This is a genomic window from Clostridium sp. cel8, assembly GCF_014050525.1.
In the GTDB taxonomy this organism is placed as follows: Bacteria; Bacillota; Clostridia; order Clostridiales; family Clostridiaceae; genus Clostridium_B.
In genome coordinates this window covers 58,836-85,530 of the sequence record NZ_JACGAG010000010.1, presented here as the reverse complement: position 1 = coordinate 85,530, position 26,695 = coordinate 58,836, and the positions used below count along the sequence as shown (strand labels likewise).

Sequence of the window (26,695 nt, the reverse complement as noted above, 5' to 3'; positions counted from 1 at the left end):
TAAATTTTAGTGATAGAAAAAAATAGCCCTCATGGGGCTAGAAGAATGAAGGTCTTAGAGTTATGCTCAAGGCTAATTTAAAAAATAAAAGAGGGGACTAGCAATGGCAAAAGAGAAAATATGGAGTAAAGAGTTTAAAGAATATATGGAAACTATTATAACACATTCCAATTATAAAAATATTCCATTTAAAAGAAAAAGAAATGGAGAAATTGCTTGGATAGCATCTAAAAAAGTGATATAGGAAAGAAAAGAATAGAATGGGCCCAAGCTAAAGCAAAAAAACTAGGATTTCCAATTAAGCCTGGTGTATATGCAAAAGTAATGTTTGAAATTCATCCAACTAAGAAGAAACCATGTCAAATCTGCGGTAAAGAGATGTCACTATATTATATTTATTTAAATGCAAGTTTTGTAAAGGAATTTTATAAAAAATTTAAAGTTAATTTATCAACATTGGATTCAATATTTGATGCAGTTGAAACAGTTATAGCAAATGGAGTTAGTGAAAGTAAAATTAAAAAATTTCTTATAGACAAGTTTAAACTAAGTGATGATGTTAATGAATCGATAAAAAGTATAATTTATAAATGTGAGGTTAAAAGTAGAAATGGAAAATCTAAATTATTAGGACCTGGAGCTATGTCTAATTACCCAGATCGTTTAGATGGTTTTCATACATACAATCGTTGTTGTAGACAAAAAGAAGATACTGGAAGACATAAAGAAAATATGAAAACTTATAATAAAGATAGAAGAGCTTATGAATATTGGAGTGATGGTAATATTCATGCTGCAAATAAATTTATGAACAGTTCTTATTTTAAAGGTACTAGTGCAGATCATATTGGAGCAATTTCACTTGGTTTTAAGCATGATCCTTTATTATTGCAAAAAATGAGTAAAGGTGATAATTCATCTAAAAGGGATAGACTATTACCTAAAGATATTGAATTACTTATTAAAATTGAAAATGAAAATTCAGGAGTTACTGCAATATCATGGTTTTCAGAGAAAATATGGCTATACATAAAACAAAGATATGCAATAGAGCAATACAAAATTGATATGTTTAGAGATTTATTAAAACAAAATATGGCTAATTATATGGAAATATTATGGATAATAAAAGAACAATGTGGCAAGAATGGAGAAAGATTTTTAATTGAAAAATTACTTAGTCCAAAGTTTGGATATTTTAAATATTCCTATAAATTTAATGAAAAAGGACAAATAATAAAATGCACTGAAAGAAAAATTACAGATGCAACAAGGAAAGAAATAGATAGATTTATTAGAGTAGCATTTGAAGCTGTTGAAGATTATCATGAAAAAAATAATAGAAATTTAAAATCTTCACTTGACAAAGAAGATGTTGAATTAATAAAAAAGATATATGATAAAATTAATTATGAAAAATTTGATGAAGCTTTTTTAATATTAAAGGAGCTTGTTGAAAATGTCCAAAATAAACTATTAATTAAAGTTAAAGAGAGCTAATAAAAGCTCTCTTTTATCTAAATAAATTACTTAAAATAAGTTTAATTGTTTATGTTCTGCAGATGTTGTTTCTTCTTTAGGAAAATTAGTTTTTTTTAACATTGATATAAATTCTTCAAAACTTATATATCCTTTCATAGTTTTTGCATAATTACTTAAAGTGTCTTTATTTATAGAATAGATTGCATTATCATTGCATTTTATAGATTCCAAGTCGCTAATTGCATCATAAGCAGAAATTTGATTTTCTTTTGTTATTTTATCTGGAAAAAGAGAAGATGGATCAACTTTGATATCATCTCTAATTCCTATGATTATTAATCTTTTTCTTTTTTGAGGAACACCATAGTCAGATGCCATTAATAGTTTACCTTCTATATTATAGTTTAAAGATTTGAACAAACTAATAATTTCAGCATATATTTTTCCCTTTGAAAGTGTTAACATTCCAGGCACATTTTCCATAATAATTATTTTAGGTTTTACTCTATTTACAATATCAACATAGTCCCTAAAAAGTTTATTACGGGGATCATCAACAAATCGTTTCCCAGCATGAGAAAATCCTTGACATGGAGGACCTCCACAAATTAAATCAATTTTTTTATTTTTGATAGTATCAACTATTTTATCCTTTACTTTTGGAAGTGTTATATCATCACAAATAATATTCATTTCAGGATTATTCACTTTCATAGTTAAACATGCGCTTCTATTATTATCTATACCAGATAAACACTTAATACCGGCTTCTTTAAAACCTAGTGTCATGCCTCCTGCACCACAGAACAAGTCAACAGAAGTATTACACTCAATAATCTCTTTAATTTTTTTGCCAATTACATATGCCATTAAAGGTGGAACTGCATTTCCTACTTGTTTAAGTAGATCTGATTTGTTACCAACAAAATAATAATCATCTTTAAAACTTTGAAATCTTGCAGCTTCACGAACACTTATTACTCTATTATGAATTGGATGTACATAAGTTCCATTTCCAGGTCTATTAAAATATGTTGTTATTGTATAACTAGGTTTTGAATAATCTATTCTACCGTAAAGAGTAGTACGTCCACCAGTTTGGGTAATTTTTGTAAGCCTTTTAGATTTTGCAACTATATGTTCCGGTATATTTTTCCAATTACCACCTTGTGGAATTGTTTTGACCATTTCAAGATCTAAATCACTTAGTTTAAATGTTATATGATTAAGCACTATTTGATTAAATAATTTTTGATATTTTTCAATCATTTTTTTTATAACTTCAGTAATAAAATTATCTTTATTTAAATTAAGGCTATTAATAAAAGTTTCAGTCATCATTTTTCCAAATAGCAAATCATCTATAACAGAATAATTAACTTCACTTATATTACAAATGCATTTTAAATCATCTAAAAATTTTCTAATATATTCTTGATAAGAAGAAGTTTTATGTAATTTGATAATATTTTTTTCTCCTATATTTTTAATGAGTTCATCTAAATTTAAATTATATGACTTATTTACTAAATCCTCTATTTTACTTAAAAGTTTATTGTCATATGAAGATAAATATTCTTTTACTAAACTGCTTATTTTAGGTATATTTTTTGATTTTATTGGAATAGGAAGCATATCTATTTCATAATTATTAACATGATTGTTGGAACTTGTTAATTTAAATAACCAGTTAATAATTTTTGAATTCATAATTCCTAATAAAGCATATATATCAAAATTGTATTTATTTTCATTTACATACATAAAATTACATGAATTGCCAAGCACAAAATTCTCTGGTATAAACGCAAATTTAATGCGGCGCTCTTTATTCATATTTGATATTTGCTGACATGCAATTCTTGGCGACTTTATAAACTTAGCTTTAGCACTTTTTTCAATAAAATTAGATTTTACACATTCTTGTTTTTTATTTAATACTATTTTGTAATAATCAATGTTTTTTCCCCGTAAAAGCTTAAGTTTAGTTTTTGTTTCTGTTATATACTTTTTATGTGCAGTTAAATCTAATTCTCCTCTTTTATTAATAATAAAAGGAAGTTCTTTAACTGTTGGATATTTTTTTAGCTTCCGTAAAATATTATATTCAGCTTCATTTAATGTAAATATAGAATAACCTGTTGATGAATTTATTATATCTTTGGCATCGATAATTGAGTATTTCCCAATTGTTGTTTTATTAAAATCAGTATTTATTTTAATAAACTTTGTTTTTTCATTTTTCTTTATTAAAAGTGAACACAATGATTGTTGAGCATTTACAAAACCTTCATTTTCTCTTATTGAGTTAATTGCAATTATTCTATGATTATCTAGCATGAACTTTCTAAGAGCTGTACAAGATTTATCAGTAAGTATAGTTGAAGGAATTAAGATACTTATAACTGAATTTGTATTTGAATAATTACATAGAATTTCTTCAACAAATAGTTTATAAGTATTTAATACTCCATTATTTCCATATTTAAAGTGATTCTTTGCAATTTTGGAGATTTTCTCATATATTAATTTGTTTTTTTGGTAATGATTATTATTATAATGCTTGTTTTTTTCTGCTCTAAGATTTTTATACGGAGGATTAGTAACTATTATGTCAAATCCACCTTTTTTCATAATTTCAGGATATATATTTTTAATGTCAATATAGGAAATATCCTCATTATTTAAATTAAACATTAATCCTGTAGAAACTTTTTTTTCAAAATATGAATAATTTAAATCAATTTGAAAATAGATTTTGCAGAATTTTATCATAAGTTTTTTAAATATTTCAATTGCAGTTAAATCAATATCTGAAACATAAATGTTGTTTAAAATAGTTTTTATTTTTAAAGGATCCAGTTTTAACTCGTATATTTTTTTTAAATATGCAAAAACAAAATTACCTGTTCCTACACATGGTTCAAGAAAAGTTAAATTTTCTAGTTTTTCAATGGGTATAATATTAAACATTTCATTAATCATATGTTCTGCTAGTAAAAGATTTGTATAATAAATACCAGTTGATCTTTTAGTTTGATCATCTAGACTTTTTTCATAATCGTAACTTAGTTCTCCAATTAATTGCCATAATTTATCTTTAGGTATTGTTAGATTTATTGAATTAATTTTTTCAAATAATAAATTTATTTGAGCTTCTGTTAATTTCATTAAGTAAGTTCCTTTCATTATTGAATGTCAATAATATATTAACATATATAGAAATTAGAGACAACAAAAATGAGACGATTAGAAAAGAATTTTTTATATTCATCTTTTAGAAAATGATAGAAAGTATCTATGATAAGGATACTACTGGAAATTAAAGAGTTGATTTTATAGGCTAAGTTAATTATTATAATAATGGGTAAATAAAAATAAGTAAATGATTTTTGAGAAAATATAAACTCCAGTAAATTTAAAAATTATATTTTAGATAAGTATATTTTCTAGATAATTGTCCCAAATAACCAAGTTCATATGTATAATTTATTGCTAACATAAGTGGTGATGAATTAGATGTTTATAATGGTTCAGAATAATAAGTGGCGGCTGAAAAAAGTTACTGAATGGAATGGAGGTAGTATACCATGAAATATGAAGATGCCAGTCAGATGAATTTTATATCAGAAATGTCAGAACATCAAATTTCAACACGCGAATTTTTTGGTAATGTTTTATTGGATTCTTTGAATAGGAATTTCGGTTTGGAAAAGGTATTAATTTCATTCTTTGACACGCATGGAAAATTTCTTTCATGGGTAAATTGGAATGGTATTATGGCCGACTGTGAAGAACATCCATACAGAAAATTTATTGCAAACGATGTAGTGAGGCATATAGTTTATCAGGATGCAGTTCATAATCATTTAACTTATTTTAATGTGATTCCAAGACTATATAAATCCACAGATATAATTAAATACATCGACTATGATCAATCTGTATATGTTCGTTTTTTAGAGGAAAACTTTAATGCACATTATAGTGTGACTATGGCTTTTGGTATTAATGCCTACATTCAAGTCATTTTTTTTAAGTCTCTGGAAAAAGGTGATTTTACAGATAAAGAAATTGAGGCACTGAATAAAATCTACGTCTATGTGGCTAATGCCTACAAAAATTTCAAAAAGCATGAACAGGCAAAGATAATATTAAACATCCAGAGCCAAATTATTTCATCAGGTGAAAAAGCTTATCTTGTCACTGATGATTTCATGCATATCATGAGTTATAATAAAACGGCTCAGAATTATTTGAAAGATATTCTGGGATCGTCTATCGTAGAACAGATTAGCAGGACAAGCCCTTGTAGCTGGTTGCCTTTTCTACTTGGAGGTGAGGAAGATAACATTAAGGAAGATTGTGTTCAGACACGGGTTATCAAAGACTATATTTTTAAAATATACACCTATGATCAAAGTTATTCCAATGGAATCATAGATAGGTATCACTGGATTACTATATCAAAGAAGGAAAAAGAAAAGACTCAAGGCCATTGCCAATGAACTTGTGATTAGCTATCATACTGTTAAAAAACATGTGCAAAATATATATACTAAGTGTGAAGTGAGGAATCGTTTTCAATTGTATAAATTTATTGAGAATACAAAAAAATAATTTCTATATTAGATAATTAAATCACTTTTATTTAGAGTGATTTAATTTTTTATATAGGGAACATTCCCTATATAAAATAGTTATGATATCCACTATTTTTAAACTGCAGAGTTTGATATACTTTTAACATGCAAACGATTCTAGAAGAATTTAAGGAACTATCTTTAATATTCAGCGATTTACAATCCATGACGGCCCAGGTATTCGTACTGAGATATTTTTGAAAGGGTGTCCATTAAGATGTGAATGGTGTAGTAATCCTGAGAGTTGGAAGACTTATATAGAGCCAGGTGTATATGAAAGTAAATGTATTTCAAAAGAAAAATGTGGCTTGTGTGAGGATGTTTGCCCTGAGAAAGGTGTATTGAATTTTACAGATGGCAAACTTACTTCTATAGATCGCAGTAAATGTACTAATTGTCTTGAATGTTATAATGTCTGTCCTTCGGATGCAATTAAGCAATGGGGTAAGTTGATGACTGTGGAAGAGTGTATGAAGGAAATACGCAAAGATAAAGGATATTATGAACGTTCTGGTGGTGGTGTTACGGTTTCAGGTGGAGAGCTTCTGCTTCAAAGTGACTTTGTAGCAGAACTTTTCAAAGCTTGTAAAGATGAAGGAATTCAGACTTGTTGTGAATCTACTTTTCATGCTGACTGGAAGAAAATCGAAAAGATACTACCTTATACAGATATTATAATTTCAGATATAAAACATATGGATACAAATATTCATAAAAGATATACTGGAGTGAACAATGATAAGATCTTGGAGAATTTAAAGAGACTTACAAGAGAAAAACGAGAAATTATTTTGAGAATTCCGATTATTCCAAATGTAAATGATGACATGGACAATATAGAAGCCACAGCTGATTTTTTACTAAATGATTTAGGCGGTAATGTTAGAACGCTTCAGCTTTTGAGTTTTATGCGTCTTGGTGAAGAAAAATATTCTTCATTAGATATACCTTATAAGATGAAAGATATCAATATAGACAGAGAATCATTTCAAGAGCATGTCAATGAAATTGCAGATTATTTTAATAGTCGAGGTATACACTGCCTTGTAGGTACAAAAGAAAAACAATAAAAGAATTTTATTTATAATAAATAGGAGGGGTTTTAATGAATTCTAATAGTACAACTGCATGTGGAACAGAGCCTTTTGATCATTGTTATGGTGTAGGTTATAAGGTTAATCATGAGGATTGGTCTCCATTTCCACGTGTAAATCATCTTAGACAGACATTTCTAGACAGACCTTATGAAATTGACGTACAAAGATTAAGATTAGTTACAGAGGCATATAAAAGGAATGAAAATGCACCAAGAATGTTACAATGTGCATATGCATTTGACAATGTATTGTGCAATGTTGAATTAAATGTGTATGATGAAGAACTCATTTTAGGTGAGCTAGTAGCTCCAGCTAAAGCTACACCACTTTATCCAGAATTTTCTGTTGATTGGATCATTGACGAAATTTTACATTTCCCATTTGAAGAACGTCCATATGATCAATTTTATATTAGAAATGATAAAGAAAGACAAGAAATTTTGGACCTTTGCGAATACTGGAGAGGCAAAACAGTTGCTGATTTAGCAGGAGTAAGATTAGATGAAGACCAAAGAAAAGGATCTCAATGCGTATGCAAAATTAGATAAAAGAGATTTTGAATACGCAGATAAGAGAGATTTTTACCAGGCACAATTAATCATGTTAAAGGCTGCTAAAGCTCATATACAGCGTTATATTCCACTTTTAAAAGAAAAGGCAGAAAAAGAAACAGATCCAAAGAGAAAAGAAGAATTAGTAATAATGGCTGACAACTGCCAGCAAATAGCAGGAGGTCCTGCAAAGACTTTCTGGCAAGCATTACAGTTATTTAACTTTACTACTTCATTAATTCAAGTAGAAAGTAATGGGCATTCAATTTCATACGGACGTATGGATCAGTGGCTATATCCATATTATGAAGCTGATATGAAGAAAGGAATTCTTACAAAAGAATTTGCACTTGAGTTAATTGAACTGGAATATGTTAAATTAAACAATCTAGTAAAACTAAAAGAAAGAGGAACAGTATTAGTTCGTAATGGACGTTGTGCTGGTGGAGAAAGTTTAACAATCGGTGGTGTGGATAAAGAAGGAAATGATGCAACAAATGATATTACAATGCTGATGTTAGAAGCTTCTGCACATACACGTATGATGAATCCATGGCTTTGTGTACGTATGCATGAAAATACACCTTATGAATTAAAGGTTAAAACAGTTGAGTGTATAAGAGCAGGTTATGGACATCCTAAGATTTTCAATGATGCCCCAGCTATAAAGGCATTATTAAGAAAAGGAGCTTCACTTGAAGAGGCAAGAGATTATGCAGTTGTTGGTTGTGTTGAGCCAAATATTCCAGGAAAAGAGTATGGATGGCATGATGCTGCATATGTAAATACTGTAAAAATATTGGAAATGGCTCTAAGTGGAGGAAAGGTTTTAGACGGTATAAACAAAGGTAAACAAATTGGACCTAATACAGGAAGCTTAGACACTTACAAGAATTTTGATGAATTATTAGAAAGTGTAGATGCTCAATTTGCTTACTGGTTAGATCAAATGTGTAGTAGTTTAAATATTATTGATAATGCTCATAGAACACGTAAACCAGTTCCATTTGTTTCTTCATTTTTTGATGATTGTATAGAATCTGGAAAAGATCTATCTGCAGGTGGGGCAAAATACAATGGCATCGGACCACAAGGAAGTGGAATTGGTACTTGTGCAGATTCTTTAGCTACTATAAAGCAACTTGTATTCGATGAAAAACGAGTTACTGGTGCTGAATTACTACAAGCTATTAAAGATAACTGGGAAGGTCATGAAAAATTATATGCTTTGGTAAATAGTAAAAGAGTACATCACTATGGTAATGACGATGATTATGCAGATGAATTATTCAAATTTATGTTTGAGTGCTATTGCAGAAATGTTGCAGGAAGAAAAATTGCAAGGGGTGGTCAATTTAACCCAGGAGTATATACTGTAAATGCTAATGTAGGAATGGGTATGAGCACTGGTGCAACTGTAGATGGACGTAAAAAAGGAGAGCCAATCTCTGATAATATGGGACCAGTTCATACTGCAGCAGGTTCTCATGATTTTAAAGGACCAACAGCTATAGCAAATTCTATAGGTAAAGTAGATCATAGCCTTGCAACAAATGGTACACTACTAAATCTTAAATTTCCACAAGAAGCAGTAGCTGGAATTGAGGGTAGAGATAATTTAGTAAGTTTTATTGATGAATATATTTCAAAGCATGCAATGCATGTACAATTTAATATTATGAGTTCAAAAACATTAAGAGCTGCACAGAAGAATCCTGAAAATTACAAAGATATGCTTGTTCGTGTTGCTGGATACAGTGCATACTTTGTTGAACTTGGGAAACCATTACAGGAAGATTTGATTCAACGTACAGAGCTTCATTTTTAATTAAAATTACAAAATTGCAAAGTTAATAATTAATAGTTAGATGATGGCATCCAATCTTTAGGGATTGGATGCTTTTGAATTTGGAAAAATAGTTGAAGTATTAGACATTATAGTCTTTAAAGTAGTAGAATATTTAATATAAGAAAAATAATTGCTAGAAAATTAGTTATTTGATTATGAAAAAGGGGAGGATACTGTTGGAAATTAAAGAGTTAAAATATTTTGTAGCGGTATGTAAATATAAAAATATATCAAAAACAGCAAAATCACTATATATATCTCAACAGGCCTTAAGTACCTCAATTAAAAACCTTGAAAAAAAATTAAAAACTAAACTTTTTAGGAGAACACATACTGGTGTAGAGTTAACTAATGACGGAATGTATTTATATCAAAAAGTTAAATTACTTTTATCAGAGTATGACTCCATTTGCAATGATATTTATAGATTTTATGCAAGCGTATCCTGATATTAAAGTTGATAAAATAGATTACCTTGATAAATTTTGTGAAGATATGGTTATGAATGAAACTATCGACACTGCAATTAGTATTAGACCTGTTCATTCAACTAATATTGATTTCATATCAATTAAGTCAGAACCACTTATGCTATTAGTAAATAAGGATAACGACTTTTCAAAATTGAAAACCATTAAATTAAAGGATTTAAAAAATAAGCCATTAATAACCTGTGATGAAAGATTAGAATTATATCACTATCAAATTGAAAGATTTAAACAATATAATTTTTTACCTAATTTTATTTATAAAATTAATGAAATTGAAGTTATGACTTCCCTTGTAAGTCAAAACAGAGGTATGCTAATTTGTGCAGAACACGTTTGTTTAGAGAATAGACATGATAATGTTATAGGTATACCTTTTGAAGATAAGGATTTTGTTTGGGAATATGGTTTCCTTTTGAAAAAAGGTAAACCAATATCAAAAAATATTCAAAAATTAATTGATTTTATAATAAATAAAGCTTGAAGTAACCAAGAATTTAGAATATTCTTGGTTACTTCAATTTGTTTATATTTCTACTGCAATATTGAAAGCTGAATGTACAGCATTATGAATATCCTTAACAGTTGAACAATCGCCAACAACATATGTTTCAGGAATTATTGAGCTCAATTTATTTACTGTTTCAATAGTAGGTTTCATACCTAGTGCAATTACCACTGTATCAGCCTTTACTAGAGTTTTTTTCCAATTTCTATCAATTATTTCAACGCCATTTTCATTGATTTTATCAACTTTAACATTGCCAATTAATTTAACATTATGTTCATGTAATAAATCAAATAATTCTATTTTACTAACCATAAACATTTCACTGCATAATGATTCAACTGGTAACATATCAACAATTGTTACCTTTTTTCCTTTTTGTGCTAAGGCTAATGCACTTTCGCATCCAGAAAGTCCGCCACCACATATAACAACTTCGTCTCCTATTTCTACATTGCCTTTATCAGCATCAAATACTGAAATTACATTTTCTCCATCAATTCCATCAATTGGTGGAACTATTGGTGTAGATCCTGTACAAATAACAAGTGCATCAGGATTTACCTGTTCAACTAGTTCTGGAGTTACTTCTGTATTTAAAACAATTTTGGCACCACAATTTTCAATATTTTTTACTTGCCAATCAAGATATCGCTTTAAATCCTTCTTAAATGGTAGTACGCTAGCCTCATGAAGTAGCCCGCCAAGACGATTTGATTTTTCATAAATAGTAACATTATGTCCACGTTTTACAGCAGTTTCAGCAGCCATCATTCCTGCAACTCCACCACCAACAATCATAACATTTTTCTTTATATCTGATTTTTGGATTGTCCTATATTTTGTTTCACGACCTACAACTGGATTTAGACTGCAGCGAACTTGCCAACCTGGAAAAATTGATTTTAGGCAATTATAGCAACGTATACATGGCCTAATTTTATCACTTTGACCTCTATAACCTTTGGTTACAGTTTCACCATCTACTAAAAGTGCACGAGCCATGGCAATGACATCAGCTTGTCCTTTTTCTAAAATTTCTTCTGCTTCTTCAAGAGTAGTAATACCACCTACTACACATACTGGTATATCAAGAGAAGCCTTTATCTTAGCGGCATTTTCAGCATTTACACAATGCTCAGACAAATAAGTTGGCAATGTATACTTTGCGTAGTTTAAGTCTACAATTAATCCTCTTGAAACATGAACCATATCTAAATATTTTTGAGCTACTTTTAAAAATTTAATCACTTCATCGATTTTCATACCACCAGGTGCACATTCATCGGCACTAATACGGAAATCTATTGCAAGCTTATTTCCGCATTTTGCTCTTATCGCTTTTAGTACTTCTAGTGGAAATCTCATACGATTTTCAAGGCTACCTCCATACCAGTCAGTACGTTTATTGGTTAGAGGTGAAAGAAATTGGGCAATAAGATTTCCATGGGCACCATGTAGCATTACCATATCAAATCCTGCTACCATACATCTGTACGCACAGTCAGCAAATTTATTTATAATATCATCAATTTCTCTTTGATTTAGTTCTTTTACATATTTACTTTTCCCTGGAAGTGGTATACTTGATGGTGCTAAAGCATCCCCTACAAGCAAATCTGGAAGTGCAGCACGTCCTGCATGATTAAGCTCTACTGATAGTTTGCAACCATATCTGTGTACTTCTTCTGCAAGTCTTGAAAGCCCCATAATATCTTTATCTCTTGTAATAGACAAGGCACCTAAGAAATCTTCTCCTTTTTCAGCATCAATTGCAGTTGCTCCAATTGTTACAACTGAGGCACCTGTCCTTGCTTGGGCACCTAAGAAATCAACAAGCTCTGTTGTAACTCTTCCATCTGCATCTGCATGACAGGAAACAAGAGGAGAAAATGTGATACGATTTTTAATTGTCATATTACCAACTTGTAATGGCTTAAATATATTTGGGTAGTTATTAAATTTTCGCATTTTTACATCTCCTTTTTTATATTATTTAAAAAAATTTTGTATTTTAAATCTTTTAATTTAACATTTTTTAAAATAAATTGTTATTTTTTTGACATATATTATATATAAATTATATTGTATTTAAACGTTACAATAAAACACAAAAAAATTGTTGAAATTACAATTAAGATTTGTAGTACCTTTCTTGAGAATTTACTATAAATGTAGTTATTTACACTGCAAAGAAACTATGATATGTTTTATTCTAATAATGAAAATTACATGGGTTATATATATTTAAGTTTGTCTTGAACATATTATAAAGAAATGGGGATGATTATATGAATCAAAATGAAAGAAGATTATTTTTAATAGACTATCTTTTAAAAGAGGATAGTAGGTACTCTGATATTATAATTCCGTCAAATATTGATGATCAAAAACGATTGTTACGTTCTCTTATGAATGTAAGAATGCCTAAAAAAATATCCTATGAATTTATTAAGATACAAGATGAGTATCTTCAAGAGGAATTAAAAAGTAAGGACGTTACAGATTATAAAAGTCTTACTCCACTTCAAAATGAGATCTATCTGTGGAAAGGCGATATTACAACATTGAAAATTGATGGAATTGTTAATGCTGCAAATAGTGGTATGACAGGATGTTATTATCCATGTCATGGATGTATTGACAATGTCATTCATACATATAGTGGGGTACAGTTAAGATTAGAATGTGCAGAGATAATGAAAATACAACAACATGAGGAACCTACCGGAAAAGCCAAAATAACGAAAGCATACAACTTGCCATGTAAATACATCATTCATACTGTAGGACCTGTTGTTAATGGAAAGCTTAGAAAAGATGATGAAAATTTACTTGCTTCTTGCTATCGTTCCTGTCTTGAATTGGCGAATAAAAATGGGCTTCATAGCATTGCGTTTTGTTGTATCTCAACAGGAGAGTTTCATTTTCCAAATAAGAGGGCAGCAGAAATTGCAGTACAAACTGTAAGAAAATTTAAGAAAGCTACTGGTAGTAGAATTGATGTGGTATTTAATGTTTTTAAAGAATACGATTATGAAATCTACAAAAAATTACTCAAAACAATAGGGGGTTGTATTTAATGAAAGAGATATATATTAAGGATAAAAAAGTAATAATTAGAAGAGCAAATAAGTTAGATAGTAAAGCATTAATAGATTATTTAAATATCATAGGTGGAGAATCTGATTTTTTGACATTTGGTAAAGGTGAGTTTGGAGGAAGTGTTTATGAAGAAGAAATATTTATTGAGAATACTTTAAAAAAGGAAAATGCTTTATTTATTGTAGCAGAAATTCAAGGTAAGATAGTTGGAAATTTAAATTTTTCAGGAGGTATGAGAGAAAGAACTGCCCATGTTGGCGAATTTGGAGTAAGTGTGCTTAAAGAATATTGGGGAAATGGTATAGGTGAAGAACTTATAAAGTATTTAATTAATTGGAGCAAAGATTCAGGGATAATTAGAAAAATTAATTTAAGAGTAAGAACTGATAACACACCAGGCATTAAATTATATAAAAAGCTTGGATTTTTAGAAGAAGGAATAGTAAAAAGAGATTTCTTAATTAATGGTAAGTTTTATGACTCTTTATTGATGGGATTATTAATTGATTAAAATATGAAATTCCAGATTGTCTAGAGTAATACATAGTTATTTAGTGTAAAATGTTCTATTGACAAAATAAAGAAAACATACTATACTCACAATATACCCCATAGGGGTATATTGTGAGTATATTTTATTATCAATCATAATTAAAAATGAAGGAGATTTGTAAAATGTTAAAATTGTGGAAACGATATGGTTATGTGGTAATGTTTTTATTTTTAATAGCAGGATTGTTTGATATGAGAATAGCTTTAGCTGTCGTTGTTTGTATGGCTGGTCCAATAATTTTTGCTTTGTTTGGTAAAAGAAGATTTTGGTGCGGGAATATATGCCCTAGAGGTAGTTTTTATGACAATGTAGTATCTAAATTTAGCAATAATAAAAAAGTTTCTAAGTTTATCAAGTCAGTTTATTTTAGAATAGCTGTTATTATATTTATGTTTTATATGTTTGGAAGTGGAGTTTATAAAAATTGGGGTAATTTAGCTGGTATAGGAATGGTATTTTATAAAATGATTGTTATTACTACAGTAGTGGGTATTTTATTATCTTTTTCCTATAATAGAAGAACATGGTGTAATTTTTGTCCTATGGGTAGCATAGCTTCAGGCATTTCAAAAATCAAGAAAAGCAATAAAGTATTAAAAGTATCATCTAGCTGTGTATCATGTAAAATATGCGAGAAAAAATGTCCTATGGGAATAGCTCCATATAATTATAAAGGAAATATTTTAGATCATCCTGATTGTATTCAGTGTGGATCATGTGTAAATTCATGTCCTAAAGATGCGATAAATTATTAGAAAATAGGGAGAAAATAAATAAAATATATTTTGCGGAAGTATATCTATACTATCTCAAATAAAAATAATTTGAGATAGTATAGATATATTCCTTGAATTTATTTTAAATCACCAACCACTTTTATTTTAATTAATACAGCATTTCCTGGTAAATATGATAGTGGAACGTCTTCTATTGTTAGTATTTCCAAAGTTTTTTCATCTGCTCCAGCTAGGGAAGCTCTTTTTTTTGCTATTTCAGCAGCGTCATTTATAGCATCTTTTCTTGAAATGCTGTCTAATTTATAAACTTTTTCCACACTTCCACTAACTTGTCCTAATGCAGCACCAATTGCATTAGCAGCTCCGTAATATTTAGGTCTTATAATCTCACTTACTCCGTTTAATTTCTCTGGGACTATAATACTTCCGCCTCCAACTAATATTAAAGGAACTTTTTCTGAACTTGTTTTCATTAGATCTATTCCGTCCTCTAATTTATCCTTTATTATTTCATATACTTTTTCACATACTTCACTGCTTAAATTTTTTACTTTATCCTTTTTATCTTCAAAAGCTTTTCCAAGCTTTGTTACAATATCTGATAAAGTAAGCTTTTTACCACCAAAAATCAGTGATTCTGTATTTAATTCATAGCCAACGCTGTCTGGTCCCACTGTAATTTCATCATCATTATTTCTTACTCTAGTTCCTCCGCCTAGGCCTATGGACAATATATCAGGCATTCTGAAGTTAGTGCGTACTCCGCCTATAGATGCTGGAAGGGAAGATTGCCTTGGAAATCCATTAGAAAGTACACCAAAATCACTTGTTGTTCCACCTACATCTAGGACTAGGGCATCTTTAATGCCAGATAAAAATGCTGCTCCTCTTATAGAATTTGTAGGTCCACATCCTATTGTAAAGATAGGATATTTCAATGTATACTCAAGGTTCATAAGTGTTCCATCATTTTGACTGAAGTAAATAGGGCAGTTTATATCCATAGTTTCTAGTGATTTTTTGAATCCATTTACCACCATCTGTCCTGTTGTTACTAGTGCTGAATTTAATATAGTAGCATTTTCTCTTTCAAGTATGCCAATGCTTCCTATTTCATTAGACAGAGAAATATGTATATTTCCAAGATATTCTCTAATCCAGTCAGCTACCTGTTCCTCTTGTTCTTTATTAACAGGTGAGAATACTCCACATACAGCAATGCTTGTAACTTTTCCTTTTACTACTTCACAGAAGTTTTTTACTTCTTCTTTGTTTAAATTTGATATTTTCCTACCGTCAAATTCATAGCCTCCACTTATCATTTCTGAATGTACATTAATTTCATCTACAAGATCCTGTGGCCAGTCTGCAAATGGGGGAATAGCTGTTGTGGAAGGCTTACATATTCTTATGTATCCTATTTTATTCAATCTTTTTCTTTCAACAATTGCGTTTGTACAATGAGTTGTTCCAACTACAGCATACTGTATTTTAGAACAATCAATTCTACTTTCATGAACGACTCTTTTTAATGCGTTGAAAATACCGCTTTCAACATCTTTTGTTGTAGGTTCTTTTAATGCATGAATAACATTCATATTTTCATCTAAAATTGCTGCATCGGTATTTGTCCCACCAACATCTATACCTATACGATACATATTATTTACCCCCTTGTAGTTCTTCTACTGCTTTATACTCTATGTCATTATATCCAAAATATTTAGGGCCTACAGTTTTTAGTCCTTTTTCCGTTCTCCATTTTTCATTACATGGAAATGCTACAACTGTAACTCTCTCACCATATCTAATTCTTTCTGTAGTAATAGGCATGCCTGTTTCAAAGTCTAGAACTGAAATTAAATCAGGAGTACAGCAGAGAAGTTTGTCATCATGTTTTGCGATGAGGTGTTCATTTTGAAAATAAATAGTATATTGCTCTCCAGAATTATCCTTTATTCCATTGAATATTGCTTTTCCTCTTGTAAACCCTCCATCTAAATTTCTACTAATGTTTGTTATTTTCCCATCAAAAAGCTTATAACCATTTAAAAGCTTTAATATTTTACTGATTGCAGATGCTCCATTTCCTTTGCTGTTTAATAATATTTCTCCTATATTTTCAGCTAAAGTCAAAGTACCTTTAATTGCTGCCTTTTTCACTTCTTTCCCTGATAAGTTGTAATCACATATGGAAGAGCTTCCTCCCATTTCTACAGTAATGGATCTACATATTCTTTCTGCTTCAAAGGTATTGGTTGGATATACTATTATGCTGTTTCCCTTTTCATCACCCATTGTAATGGGAGATGACTTGTATCCTTCTAAATAAAATGTTACCATCTGTGCTTCAGGAAATGCTCTTCCCATTGTATCTGCATCAAGTATAGGTATTCCTTTTTTAGCTGAAGCAATAACTGGATAAAGTGAATTTATTCCTCCAATCTCTATAGGCATAATAACGTCAACTTTTTTGTGTATTACTTCTTCTAATTTTTCCAAAGGTGCAGTAAACTCAATTTCAGATGGAATTTTTTCTATGCTTACTGTAGGAGCTCCCATACTAGATAAAGGAATTACTAATGAACTATCATCTAATTCATCTAATGAAATAAGCTTTACTTTACCGTACTTTCTAATTGCCTCTTTGGCTACGAGTTTGCCAATATATGGGTCACCGCCGCCTCCAGTTCCAAGTACAGCTGCCCCAATGGCAATTTTATCAATATCGCTTTCACTTAAATATCTCATATACTATATTAAACCGCCTTCCCATTAACTTTATGCTTATCTATTTTTTCAGATTTTATGGATTTAAAAACAAAACTTATAATAACTTGCACTATAAATCCTGCAATAAATCCGTCAAGAGGAGGTATACCTGTTAGTGTTATATAAGCTCCCTGTTGATTCCCTGTAGTTAGGTAAGTAATTAATATTCCTATGCCCCATGCTATCATAGATCTTATTACAATGCTGTTTGCTTCTTTATTCTCTTCTATCATTTTGAATTTCTCTTTGATAACAAAGTATTCAGCGGAATAAATTCCACCAATTGGTGCTATTATTATGGCTAATATATTTAAAAATGTAATAAAATTATCGTATATTCCAAAGACAGCGAGAGAGGTAGCTATTAGGCCTAGAATAATAGTTAAATTCCTTTTTGACATTTTACTGAATATTAGTGATATACCTAATGATGCTGAATATAAATTTGTTGTATTGGTTGTCCATTGTGCTAATGTAAGAGTTAATATTCCTGGAATACCTAATCCAAGTATAATAAAAATTTTCATTATATCACTGTTATTCATGTAACTTGTAAGTACAATAGCTATTACTATCATAAAACTATTTCCTATTAATATTCCAAAGAATGTTGATATTATAGCATCCATTTTGCTTTTTGCCCATCTGCTTATGTCAGGTGTGGTTGTTGCTCCTACTATAAAAATGCTTATAACTAAAGAAGTTGCACTTGCACTAGACATTGTGTTTTCAACTAAACTGTTGCTATAAGTATACTTTGTAACTGCTTGATATAATGTAAAAAGAATTATTGCAAGTAAGAATGGAACTGATAATACACTGAGCTTTTCGATAGCTCTATATCCGAATACAGCAGTAGTCATCATTAAAATACCGCCGATTAAACTCAATATTCCAGTGCTTATATTTATATTAAACATGTCCAATAATATTGTCTGTGCATTTTGTGCAAAAAATCCAACCTGTACTCCAAACCAACCAAGCAGGGATAATCCAATAACTAATGAAAATATTTTTGCTCCTTTTTTTCCAAATACATATTTAGTTATCATTGCTGTTGATAAGTGAGTTCCTGAACCTACTAATGCACATACTGTACATAATATAGCTACAATAAAGGAACCTATGATTACTGAGAAAATAGCACTTTCCATTGACATTCCAGAAGATATTTCTTTTCCAAGCATAATTGATGATAGGTCAACTCCTATTGCTATTAATACGGAAAACATAGTAAGCCAATTTCTTCTATCTTTTTTTGGAACTTTCTCTAATTCATAATTATTCATTTTTTCCTCCTATTTATTCATTATTGTTTTAATATAACATTTTACTAAAAACTATGTTAATATCTAATTTAAGAAAAGAATATACGGGTAAGAAATAATAGTTAATGGGAAAATATGATATACTTGTTGATATGGTGTTGGAAAAAGAAAATATGATTTAATTTGTCTGATATGTTTAATTTATAATGTAATAAAATATATATGGCCTTTTTAGACAATGAAAATTTTTAAATGTATAATAATTGTAAAGGAATGGTATAAAAGTGGATACAATATTAGTTACAGGAAAAGATGGATTTTTTGCTTCAAGATTTATTGAATGTTATAAAAATAAATATAATATTATTGGATTAAGTCATAATGAGCTAGATATAACCGATGAAAAGAAAACTATTGAAACTATATTAAAATATAGTCCTAATTATTTAGTACATACAGCTGCTTTATCAGATACGGGTTTCTGCGAAAGAAATCCAGATATGTCTTTTGAAATAAATGTGAAAGGATCAAGTAATGTTGCCAAGGGATGCTCAAAAACAAAAACTAAATTAATATATTTAAGTTCAGATCAAGTATATAATGGAAATGTTGACCCAGGGCCATATAATGAAGAATGTATAGCTATCCCTAATACTGTATATGGAAATCATAAAATGCAAGCTGAAAATGATATACTTGGAGTAGTACCAGATGCTATAATTTTAAGGTTTACATGGCTTTTTAGTTTTTCTGAGAAACACAAGAAGATAAATTCAAATATAATTTGGAATATAGTAAAATCAGCTTTGAAAAACCAGCCAATAAAATTTTCTCCAAATGAATATAGAGGAATAACTTATGTATATGATGTTATAAAAAATTTTGATAAAATATTAAAGTTACCATATGGTATTTATAATGTAGGAAGTGAAAATAATTTAAGCACATATGATGTTGCTAAAGTAGTTCTTGAAAAAATGGGATTAAAAGATAGAATTGAAGAGATTTTAATAAAAGATGTTGAAAGATATAAAACATTAAATAAAGATTTAAGAATATCCAATAGTAAACTTAAGAATAAAGGTATATGTTTTACTGATACTGAGGAAGCGGTGTGTAAATGTGTAGAAGATTTTTTGTTTCAAGTTTAATAGCTTTGGCATGAGGAGGAGAAAGTATGAAAAAAATAAAATGGGGAATTATTGGATTAGGAAATATTGCAAATAAGTTTGCTAAAACTGTAAAAGCTATGGATTCAGTAGAACTTTCAGCAGTAGCATCAAGAGATAAAACTAAGGCAGAGAATTTTGGAGGAAAGTATGGTGTTATAGCTGAAAAATGTTATGGAAATTATAAAGAGCTAGCTCAAGATGAAACTCTAGATGCAGTATATATTGCTGTACCAAATTCATTACATAAAGATATTTCGATTTTGTGTTTAGAAAATGGGAAATCAGTATTATGCGAAAAACCTGTTACTGTAACTGCAGATGAAGTTAAAGAAGTAATTGATGTAGCAGAAAAGAATAAAAAATTTTTTATGGAAGCAATGAAAACTAGATTTTTACCTATAAATCAAAAGGTAAAACAATTGATTGATGAAGGGGAAATAGGAGATGTCCGTTTACTTCAAGCAGATTTTGGGTTTAGTGCACAAATTAATTCTCCAGGTAGATTATTTGATAAGAAATTAGGGGGAGGAGCCCTATTAGATGTGGGAATTTATGATGTGTCTTATAGTGCGTTTATTTTTGGAAATAAACCTGAATTTATATCAAGTAATCTTTACATAGGCAAAACAGGAGTAGATGAATGTGTATCAATTAATTTAGGATATAAAGATGGAAAGCAGGCACAGCTTTATGGAGCTATCAATCTAAATACAATTAGAGAAGCTAATATTATAGGAACAAAAGGAAGAATTTGTGTACCAAGATTTTCAAGTGCAGATACTGCATATATATTTAAGGATGGGAAAGAGAAAAAAATTCACATAAATTTTGATATCACGGGTTTTGAATATCAAATTAGAGAAGTGGTAAAGTGTATAAACAATGGTAAACTTTATAGTGATATAATGAGCTGGAAAGATTCCATTGAAATTATGGAAATTATGGACTCAATAAGAACTAAAAAACTAAAAGAGCTGTCGCATTAATTCTTTAATGTGACAGCTCATATTTTTATATCTCAATTTGGAATTATTAAAATACTTCCTTAATTTCACATTTAGTGTTTATTAATAATTTATTTACCTGCTCTAGTGTGCAAGCTTGTGTGCCCTCAAGGGATACAGAAGCTGCACCACAAGCTGTTGCAAATTTTAAAGTTTTTTCATCATTATAATTGTTTAATAAACTGTATACTATAGCTGATACCATTGAATCTCCAGCTCCTACAGTACTTTTTACAGGAACTTTGAGAGCAGGGCATTTATATACACCATTTTTTGTTACAAATAATCCACCTTTTTCTCCAAGTGAAACCATAATTTTTGATATTCCATGGCTATTTAGTTCTTTAGCTGCATTTATAATGCTTTCTTCAGATGTATCATTAAGATTTAATAATTTTTTAAGTTCGTGATTATTAGGTTTAATAATGTCAGGACAAGCTTTTATACCTTGTTTTAAAAGATTTCCATCTGCATCCATAATTACTAATGCTTCTTTTGATTTTGCTATTTTGGTTAGTTGTAAATAAATATCATCTGGTAATGATGGACTAATTCCACCTGATAGAACTACAATATCTCCTTTTTTGCATATAGATTTAAATTTATCTATAAATGTTTCAAGTTCTTTTTCACTGATGTATGGGCCTGGTTCATTTATATCTGTATTTGTATTATTTAAACTATCTACTATTTTAGTATTTATTCTTGTTTCATCCTTAATATATATGAATTCATTAGTTATTTTTTTCTTTTCTAACTCTTGCACAAATATATTCTTGAGTTTACCACCTAAAAAGCCTGTGCATAAAGAATTTATATTAAAGTTTTTTAAAACTTTTGAAACATTTATTCCCTTTCCACCAATATCTTCTCTTGTAGTAATTGCTCTATTCACATTTCCTACATTTAAGCCTTTTAATGTAATAGTTCTATCTAGAGCGGGATTCAAAGTTACTGTTATTACCACATTTATTCCTCCTTATTATCATATATTATTTCAACACCGGCATATTCAAATTCTTTTAAAGTTTCTTCATTTAAATCTCCACTTGTTATAATAGAAGATACAGATTTTAAAGGACTTATAATGGAAAAACACACTTTATTAAATTTAGAGCTATCTGCTACCACAATAACTTTATTTGACACATTCATCATAACTTTTTTGGTTTGAGCTTCTATAAAATTAGGAGTTGTTATACCTTCTTTTATGGATATGCCATTAGCTCCAATAAAAGCTTTGTCAACTCTAAAGTTTTTTAATATACTTTCAGTTATAGGACCAACCATAGCTCTTGTAGTAAATCGCATGCTTCCACCAGTAACAATAAGATCTATATTTTCACTATTTGATAAAATAGCTGATATATCTATAGAATTTGTTATAACTGTGACTTTATGTGCAGTTATATGCTTTGCTATTTGTAAAGTTGTAGTTCCTGAGTCTAGTAAAATTGTATCTCCATCTTTTATCATTGAAGCTGCAATTTTTCCTATAATAACTTTTTCATTTTGGCCTTCTATTTCTTTTTCTTTAAAAGAAGGTTCAAAACTAGTACTTTGTAGACTAACTGCTCCTCCATGAGTTCTAGTCAAAAGTCCTTTTTTATCCATTTCTTGCAAATCTCTTCTTATAGTGGATTCAGAAACATTAAATAGTTTTGTTAATGTAGTTACTTTTAAACTACTTTGTTCTTTTAACAATTGTGATATTTTTTTTTGCCGTTCTTCTGCAAACATATAATTATCACTCTCATTTTAATTATTTTAGATGAATCTCTCAAAAACAATCATTATAAAAAGTTTTTTTTAAATGTTAATGATTGATTTACTTAATTATAATCTATTTAATTTGTTGTGTCAATGTAATTTTGAATGATTATAATTGATTGTGATGTTTTTTGATTGATTATTTTATAAAATGGGCATTTTAAGGTTAATTTAAGGTTTCAATAGTAAAATTTAGTATGTATTACATAAAAACTAATGATGATTTATTTTTATGTAATTATACGAAAATTTTAGAAAGGAGAAAATGAATATGGTAAGTTCAATTGGACAAAGTGCTGTTGATCCAGGTGTTTGGCAACAATATGCTTCTAGTAACACCAATAATATTGAAGCAAGTGAAGACACTACAGAAACAAAAAAGGTTCAGGGCAATAGGCCTCCACGTCCTAAAAATGGAGGTATGAAAAAAGCTGGGAAAAGTGGTAAAGGTGGACCTCCACCAAAACAATCTTCTGAAAAATTAACTTCATCTCAAGAGGATATAATAAAATCAATCCTTGAGCAATATGACAGTTCATCATTGACAGAAGATGATGCAACTTCTATAACAGAAGCAATTGCTGAGGCTGGTATAGATGAAAGCTCATCTTTAGCAGATACTATTAATGGGTTTGGTTTTGATGCTGAAACTATTAAAGAGCTTAGTTCTTCAGACGATGATACTTACTCATTAAGTGATGATGATTCAAATGACTATATGAATGATCTTGAAGTTATGGGAAACTTCAAAAGCTTAAGTTCAGCTACGAGTACTGATATAAATGATATATCAGATGGAAGTCAAATAACACAAATGCAGATGGCATCACTTGTTAATGCATATCAGCAAAACCAAAATTACGGCTATAATTTTGAAGATAGCAGCGATAGCAGCTTGAATTATACTGCCTAATTACTTATAGTATTTAGCAATGTGTATGAGGATTCATGTCTAGATTAAAGGCATGGATCCTTTTGTAATAATATAATTATTTTAATTTGTTGAAATTTTAGAGGAAATATTAGAATAATGTAGAATAAATAACATAATGTTTAAATTATATTTATAATTGTAATAATAAGGAGATGAAAATTGTAATAATGAGAGAAAGGGTAAACAATGTATTAAAAGTATTTTCAGATAATAATGAAACTAATATTTATGCATATAAGTCATCTGATTTTGATGATTTATATACTATATGTGATGAGTTGAAAGAAGATAAAAACATTTTTGTGTTTTACCCAGAAGAAAAGCCAGAATGTTTATATGATATATATGAGTATACCCAAGAAAATTTTCCTTTTCTTTTGATTAAATGTAAGAGTAAGAATGTGTTTTTGTGTTATGAACAATTAATTATGTTATCAGATTTTATTAATATTTCAACTATTAAAAATAAGATCATTATATTAGAAGATAATTTTATAAGATATAAACATTTTAGTTTTAATGAATCCTATGTCATAAATAAGTTAAAAAAGAAAGAGTTTCAAGATGATGAAATTTCATTAATTAATAGTATATATGATTGTAGAATTAAAACGTTTTTAAATGGTGAAAGTCTTGTATATGATTACTTAGATGAAAATATTGTTTCTAATTTAAATTATGAAATAAAAAATATATTTGCACAACATGCAGGTAGTATAAATGTGTCCAAAGAAGATATTGAGAAAATAAATAATGATAATTCAATAGTGTATTTATCTCAAATAAAAGATTATAATATTAAATGTGATGAATTTTTTACTGCTTATGAAGACAATAGATTTTTAGAATATATAGAAAAAGAAAAGCCACATTGTGTTGTTATAATTGGTGAGGCAGATTTTATAAAAAAACATAAAAATATGTTTAATTTATGGAGAAATATCTATAGTCAAACAACTTTTAAATTTGTGGATTGTAGTGATATAGAAGAAGAGTATAATATAGATTTTATGCCATATCTTAAAAAGTATTGGAAAAGTGAAAAATTTAGAAACTATAAAATATATGATTTTGATAATAATGAAAAATTGGTTGATATATCTCAAGAGAAAATCTTGAAATACATAATGAATCAAATTTATAGATGTAAAAATAAAAAACAATGGAGCGATATATTTTTTATTGCATCAACGGGGTCTGGAAAATCTCTTTTGTATCAATTACCTTCAATTATACTTGAAGAAAATAAAGATATGGTACTTGTAATTTCTCCATTAATATCTCTTATGAAGGATCAAATATATCATCTAAGAAATGATATGGGAATAAAATTTGCTGCATATATTAACTCAGAGTTAAGTTTTGATGAAAGAGAAGAAGTTTTGAGAGGAATAAAACAAAAACGATATTCTTTAGTATATGTATCTCCTGAATTTCTTCAAGTAAGTTATAATATGTCAGAAATACTAAAAGAAAGAGAATTAGGTCTTGTAGTAGTAGATGAAGCTCATTGTGTAAGTAACTGGGGTAAAGAATTTAGAACAGATTATGGTTATTTAGGAGATTATATAGAAAGGTTGAAAAAGAAAGAAAGTAAGAATTTTCCTATACTAGCTCTTACAGCTACGGCAGTATATAAGGGGGAGCTTGGAACTGTTGATGAAATTATGACTTTGCTGCATTTTAATGATGAAAGAAAGGTATATTTTTGTGATGTTAAAAGGAATAATATAGAAATAAATATTAATAGAGTTAGTACTGGAAATGAAGACTACCAAATAAAAAAAGAAGATATAACCTTAAGAGAAATAAAATCTTTAGTGAGGCAAAATAAAAAAGCAATTGTCTATACATTATGGAAATCTCATGCTTATAAATTATATAATCTTCTTGATAAAGATATAAAAGAAAAAGTTTCATTATATCTTGGAGATACAAAACCTGAGGAGAGAAGTGAAGCAGAGAAGAGATTTAAAAATAATGATATAAATGTGATGATTGCTACTAAAGCTTTTGGTATGGGAGTAGATATTGATGATATAAAAATAGTATATCATCACACATTAACGGGAAATGTGTGTGACTATGTTCAAGAAATAGGTAGAGCTGCAAGAAATAAAAATATAAATGGGATAGCCTATACATATTTTATGGATAAGGATTTTCAATATTATAGAAAGTTAAAAGGGATGAGTAGACCTAGCAACTATCAGCTGTCTATGATTCTCAATAAGATAAATCAAGAATATAGATATCAAAGTAGAAAAAACAGACACTGTAGAGAATTAAATATACCTCTTGAGTCATTGGCATTTGCTTTTACAGAGAAAGATAGAAAATCATCGGAACAAAAGATAAGACAAAGTTTATTTTTAATAGAAAAAGATTTAAAAGGAGCTATAAAGGTATATCCAAAAGATGATTATAGTTTGTATTATTGTACAGTTAAAGAGGAAATGAAAAATGATTTTATATATAAGTATAAAGAATATATTGATAATAATATTGTTAGTAAGGAATCAAATAAAAGATTTGAAAAAACATATAGATGGAATCCATGTAGGGTAAGTGATATTGGAGATATTTTTTCATTTGATTTGAATAAATATTGGGAAAATCAGCAAAAAGATTTAAGTTTTAGAAATGTTAAACGCAAATTTTTTAATGGAGAATTATTTGATGAGAAATATGAGGTAAGTCCTCGTGTAAAAATAGCTATAACTTTATTAAAAAATATGATGAAACACTTACTATATTGAGAA

The 26,695-nt window shown here is 28.9% G+C and carries 23 protein-coding genes; 16 read left to right on the top strand and 7 right to left on the bottom strand.

Features of this window, described 5'->3' with window-relative positions; translation table 11 throughout:
* Positions 1–103 precede the first annotated feature (103 nt).
* Entirely contained in the window at positions 104–244 is a 141-nt protein-coding gene (locus H2684_RS12430; protein ID WP_182089215.1) for a hypothetical protein, read from the top strand.
* Positions 241–1,500, top strand: coding sequence for an Alw26I/Eco31I/Esp3I family type II restriction endonuclease (locus tag H2684_RS09755; protein ID WP_182089223.1), 1,260 nt, complete (start codon positions 241–243; stop codon positions 1,498–1,500). Before H2684_RS12430 ends, H2684_RS09755 begins: the two co-directional genes overlap by 4 nt.
* Positions 1,501–1,530: 30 nt before the next feature.
* Here H2684_RS09755 and H2684_RS12260 read toward each other — a convergent pair whose 3' ends face one another.
* Entirely contained in the window at positions 1,531–4,653 is a 3,123-nt protein-coding gene (locus tag H2684_RS12260; protein WP_207719435.1) for an Alw26I/Eco31I/Esp3I family type II restriction adenine-specific DNA-methyltransferase, read from the bottom strand.
* A 419-nt stretch (positions 4,654–5,072) separates the two neighbouring features.
* Between H2684_RS12260 and H2684_RS09745 the strand changes: the two genes are divergently transcribed.
* The 7 genes from H2684_RS09745 to H2684_RS09725 all read left to right on the top strand — a co-directional run bounded on the left by H2684_RS09745 (position 5,073) and on the right by H2684_RS09725 (position 10,594).
* Complete coding sequence (locus H2684_RS09745; RefSeq protein ID WP_243159316.1) at positions 5,073–5,990, top strand: helix-turn-helix transcriptional regulator; 918 nt, start codon at positions 5,073–5,075, stop codon at positions 5,988–5,990.
* A gap of 4 nt (positions 5,991–5,994) precedes the next feature.
* Complete coding sequence (locus tag H2684_RS12360) at positions 5,995–6,102, top strand: LuxR C-terminal-related transcriptional regulator (RefSeq protein WP_347707544.1); 108 nt, start codon at positions 5,995–5,997, stop codon at positions 6,100–6,102.
* A 160-nt stretch (positions 6,103–6,262) separates the two neighbouring features.
* Positions 6,263–7,195: a glycyl-radical enzyme activating protein gene (locus tag H2684_RS09740; protein WP_182089221.1), complete on the top strand. Its 933-nt coding sequence runs from the start codon at positions 6,263–6,265 to the stop codon at positions 7,193–7,195.
* A gap of 35 nt (positions 7,196–7,230) precedes the next feature.
* A complete protein-coding gene (locus H2684_RS12425; RefSeq protein ID WP_279286878.1) occupies positions 7,231–7,770 on the top strand; it encodes a pyruvate formate lyase family protein in 540 nt (179 codons plus the stop codon).
* A complete protein-coding gene (locus H2684_RS12420) occupies positions 7,724–9,601 on the top strand; it encodes a pyruvate formate lyase family protein (protein ID WP_279286877.1) in 1,878 nt (625 codons plus the stop codon). The genes H2684_RS12425 and H2684_RS12420 overlap by 47 nt, the downstream gene beginning before the upstream one ends.
* A gap of 197 nt (positions 9,602–9,798) precedes the next feature.
* Entirely contained in the window at positions 9,799–10,071 is a 273-nt protein-coding gene (locus H2684_RS09730; protein ID WP_182089214.1) for a LysR family transcriptional regulator, read from the top strand.
* A complete protein-coding gene (locus H2684_RS09725; RefSeq protein ID WP_182089213.1) occupies positions 10,055–10,594 on the top strand; it encodes a LysR family transcriptional regulator substrate-binding protein in 540 nt (179 codons plus the stop codon). Before H2684_RS09730 ends, H2684_RS09725 begins: the two co-directional genes overlap by 17 nt.
* 42 nt (positions 10,595–10,636) lie before the next feature.
* Here H2684_RS09725 and H2684_RS09720 read toward each other — a convergent pair whose 3' ends face one another.
* A complete protein-coding gene (locus H2684_RS09720; protein WP_182089212.1) occupies positions 10,637–12,589 on the bottom strand; it encodes an FAD-dependent oxidoreductase in 1,953 nt (650 codons plus the stop codon).
* 320 nt (positions 12,590–12,909) lie between these two features.
* Here H2684_RS09720 and H2684_RS09715 point away from each other — a divergent pair, with 320 nt between their 5' ends.
* The 3 genes from H2684_RS09715 (at position 12,910) to H2684_RS09705 (ending at position 15,031) form a co-directional block, all read left to right on the top strand.
* On the top strand, positions 12,910–13,701 hold the full coding sequence (locus H2684_RS09715) for a protein-ADP-ribose hydrolase (RefSeq protein WP_182089211.1): 792 nt from the start codon (positions 12,910–12,912) through the stop codon (positions 13,699–13,701).
* Complete coding sequence (locus H2684_RS09710; protein ID WP_182089210.1) at positions 13,701–14,234, top strand: GNAT family protein; 534 nt, start codon at positions 13,701–13,703, stop codon at positions 14,232–14,234. Before H2684_RS09715 ends, H2684_RS09710 begins: the two co-directional genes overlap by 1 nt.
* 164 nt (positions 14,235–14,398) lie before the next feature.
* Entirely contained in the window at positions 14,399–15,031 is a 633-nt protein-coding gene (locus tag H2684_RS09705) for a 4Fe-4S binding protein (protein ID WP_182089209.1), read from the top strand.
* Positions 15,032–15,129: 98 nt separating this feature from the next.
* On the opposite strand, the gene H2684_RS09700 is transcribed toward H2684_RS09705, so the two are convergent.
* Genes H2684_RS09700 through H2684_RS09690 form a run of 3 tightly spaced genes read right to left on the bottom strand, consistent with a single transcriptional unit; the run spans position 15,130 to position 19,074 of the window.
* Positions 15,130–16,674: a hydantoinase/oxoprolinase family protein gene (locus H2684_RS09700; protein WP_182089208.1), complete on the bottom strand. Its 1,545-nt coding sequence runs from the start codon at positions 16,672–16,674 to the stop codon at positions 15,130–15,132.
* Between the two features lies 1 nt (position 16,675).
* Complete coding sequence (locus H2684_RS09695) at positions 16,676–17,764, bottom strand: DUF917 domain-containing protein (protein WP_182089207.1); 1,089 nt, start codon at positions 17,762–17,764, stop codon at positions 16,676–16,678.
* An 8-nt stretch (positions 17,765–17,772) separates the two neighbouring features.
* Complete coding sequence (locus H2684_RS09690; protein WP_182089206.1) at positions 17,773–19,074, bottom strand: cytosine permease; 1,302 nt, start codon at positions 19,072–19,074, stop codon at positions 17,773–17,775.
* A gap of 263 nt (positions 19,075–19,337) precedes the next feature.
* Between H2684_RS09690 and H2684_RS09685 the strand changes: the two genes are divergently transcribed.
* On the top strand, positions 19,338–20,204 hold the full coding sequence (locus H2684_RS09685) for a sugar nucleotide-binding protein (RefSeq protein ID WP_182089205.1): 867 nt from the start codon (positions 19,338–19,340) through the stop codon (positions 20,202–20,204).
* A 26-nt stretch (positions 20,205–20,230) separates the two neighbouring features.
* Positions 20,231–21,211: a Gfo/Idh/MocA family oxidoreductase gene (locus H2684_RS09680; protein WP_182089204.1), complete on the top strand. Its 981-nt coding sequence runs from the start codon at positions 20,231–20,233 to the stop codon at positions 21,209–21,211.
* A gap of 46 nt (positions 21,212–21,257) precedes the next feature.
* Here the strand turns inward: H2684_RS09680 and pfkB are convergent, their stop codons facing one another.
* Both pfkB and H2684_RS09670 read right to left on the bottom strand, forming a co-directional pair.
* Positions 21,258–22,196: a 1-phosphofructokinase gene (pfkB, locus tag H2684_RS09675; protein WP_182089203.1), complete on the bottom strand. Its 939-nt coding sequence runs from the start codon at positions 22,194–22,196 to the stop codon at positions 21,258–21,260.
* Positions 22,197–22,198: 2 nt separating this feature from the next.
* A complete protein-coding gene (locus H2684_RS09670; RefSeq protein ID WP_182089202.1) occupies positions 22,199–22,969 on the bottom strand; it encodes a DeoR/GlpR family DNA-binding transcription regulator in 771 nt (256 codons plus the stop codon).
* Between the two features lie 301 nt (positions 22,970–23,270).
* Here H2684_RS09670 and H2684_RS09665 point away from each other — a divergent pair, with 301 nt between their 5' ends.
* Both H2684_RS09665 and H2684_RS09660 read left to right on the top strand, forming a co-directional pair.
* Entirely contained in the window at positions 23,271–23,912 is a 642-nt protein-coding gene (locus H2684_RS09665) for a hypothetical protein (RefSeq protein ID WP_182089201.1), read from the top strand.
* A gap of 188 nt (positions 23,913–24,100) precedes the next feature.
* Positions 24,101–26,692, top strand: a complete 2,592-nt coding sequence (locus H2684_RS09660; RefSeq protein ID WP_182089200.1) for a helicase-related protein — start codon at positions 24,101–24,103, stop codon at positions 26,690–26,692.
* Positions 26,693–26,695 lie beyond the last annotated feature (3 nt).

What these genes read in the sequence shown, in the direction of transcription:
- H2684_RS09680 (WP_182089204.1), top strand. Translation starts at nt 20,231, where the DNA reads ATGAAAAAAATAAAATGGGGAATTATTGGATTAGGAAATATTGCAAAT.
- H2684_RS09700 (WP_182089208.1), bottom strand. Translation starts at nt 16,674, where the DNA reads ATGTATCGTATAGGTATAGATGTTGGTGGGACAAATACCGATGCAGCA.
- H2684_RS09745 (WP_243159316.1), top strand. Translation starts at nt 5,073, where the DNA reads ATGAAATATGAAGATGCCAGTCAGATGAATTTTATATCAGAAATGTCA.
- H2684_RS09670 (WP_182089202.1), bottom strand. Translation starts at nt 22,969, where the DNA reads ATGTTTGCAGAAGAACGGCAAAAAAAAATATCACAATTGTTAAAAGAA.
- H2684_RS09705 (WP_182089209.1), top strand. Translation starts at nt 14,399, where the DNA reads ATGTTAAAATTGTGGAAACGATATGGTTATGTGGTAATGTTTTTATTT.
- H2684_RS12430 (WP_182089215.1), top strand. Translation starts at nt 104, where the DNA reads ATGGCAAAAGAGAAAATATGGAGTAAAGAGTTTAAAGAATATATGGAA.
- H2684_RS12425 (WP_279286878.1), top strand. Translation starts at nt 7,231, where the DNA reads ATGAATTCTAATAGTACAACTGCATGTGGAACAGAGCCTTTTGATCAT.
- H2684_RS09665 (WP_182089201.1), top strand. Translation starts at nt 23,271, where the DNA reads ATGGTAAGTTCAATTGGACAAAGTGCTGTTGATCCAGGTGTTTGGCAA.
- H2684_RS09720 (WP_182089212.1), bottom strand. Translation starts at nt 12,589, where the DNA reads ATGCGAAAATTTAATAACTACCCAAATATATTTAAGCCATTACAAGTT.
- H2684_RS12260 (WP_207719435.1), bottom strand. Translation starts at nt 4,653, where the DNA reads ATGAAATTAACAGAAGCTCAAATAAATTTATTATTTGAAAAAATTAAT.
- H2684_RS09725 (WP_182089213.1), top strand. Translation starts at nt 10,055, where the DNA reads ATGCAAGCGTATCCTGATATTAAAGTTGATAAAATAGATTACCTTGAT.
- H2684_RS09660 (WP_182089200.1), top strand. Translation starts at nt 24,101, where the DNA reads ATGAGAGAAAGGGTAAACAATGTATTAAAAGTATTTTCAGATAATAAT.
- H2684_RS09715 (WP_182089211.1), top strand. Translation starts at nt 12,910, where the DNA reads ATGAATCAAAATGAAAGAAGATTATTTTTAATAGACTATCTTTTAAAA.
- H2684_RS12420 (WP_279286877.1), top strand. Translation starts at nt 7,724, where the DNA reads ATGAAGACCAAAGAAAAGGATCTCAATGCGTATGCAAAATTAGATAAA.
- H2684_RS09695 (WP_182089207.1), bottom strand. Translation starts at nt 17,764, where the DNA reads ATGAGATATTTAAGTGAAAGCGATATTGATAAAATTGCCATTGGGGCA.
- H2684_RS09690 (WP_182089206.1), bottom strand. Translation starts at nt 19,074, where the DNA reads ATGAATAATTATGAATTAGAGAAAGTTCCAAAAAAAGATAGAAGAAAT.
- H2684_RS09710 (WP_182089210.1), top strand. Translation starts at nt 13,701, where the DNA reads ATGAAAGAGATATATATTAAGGATAAAAAAGTAATAATTAGAAGAGCA.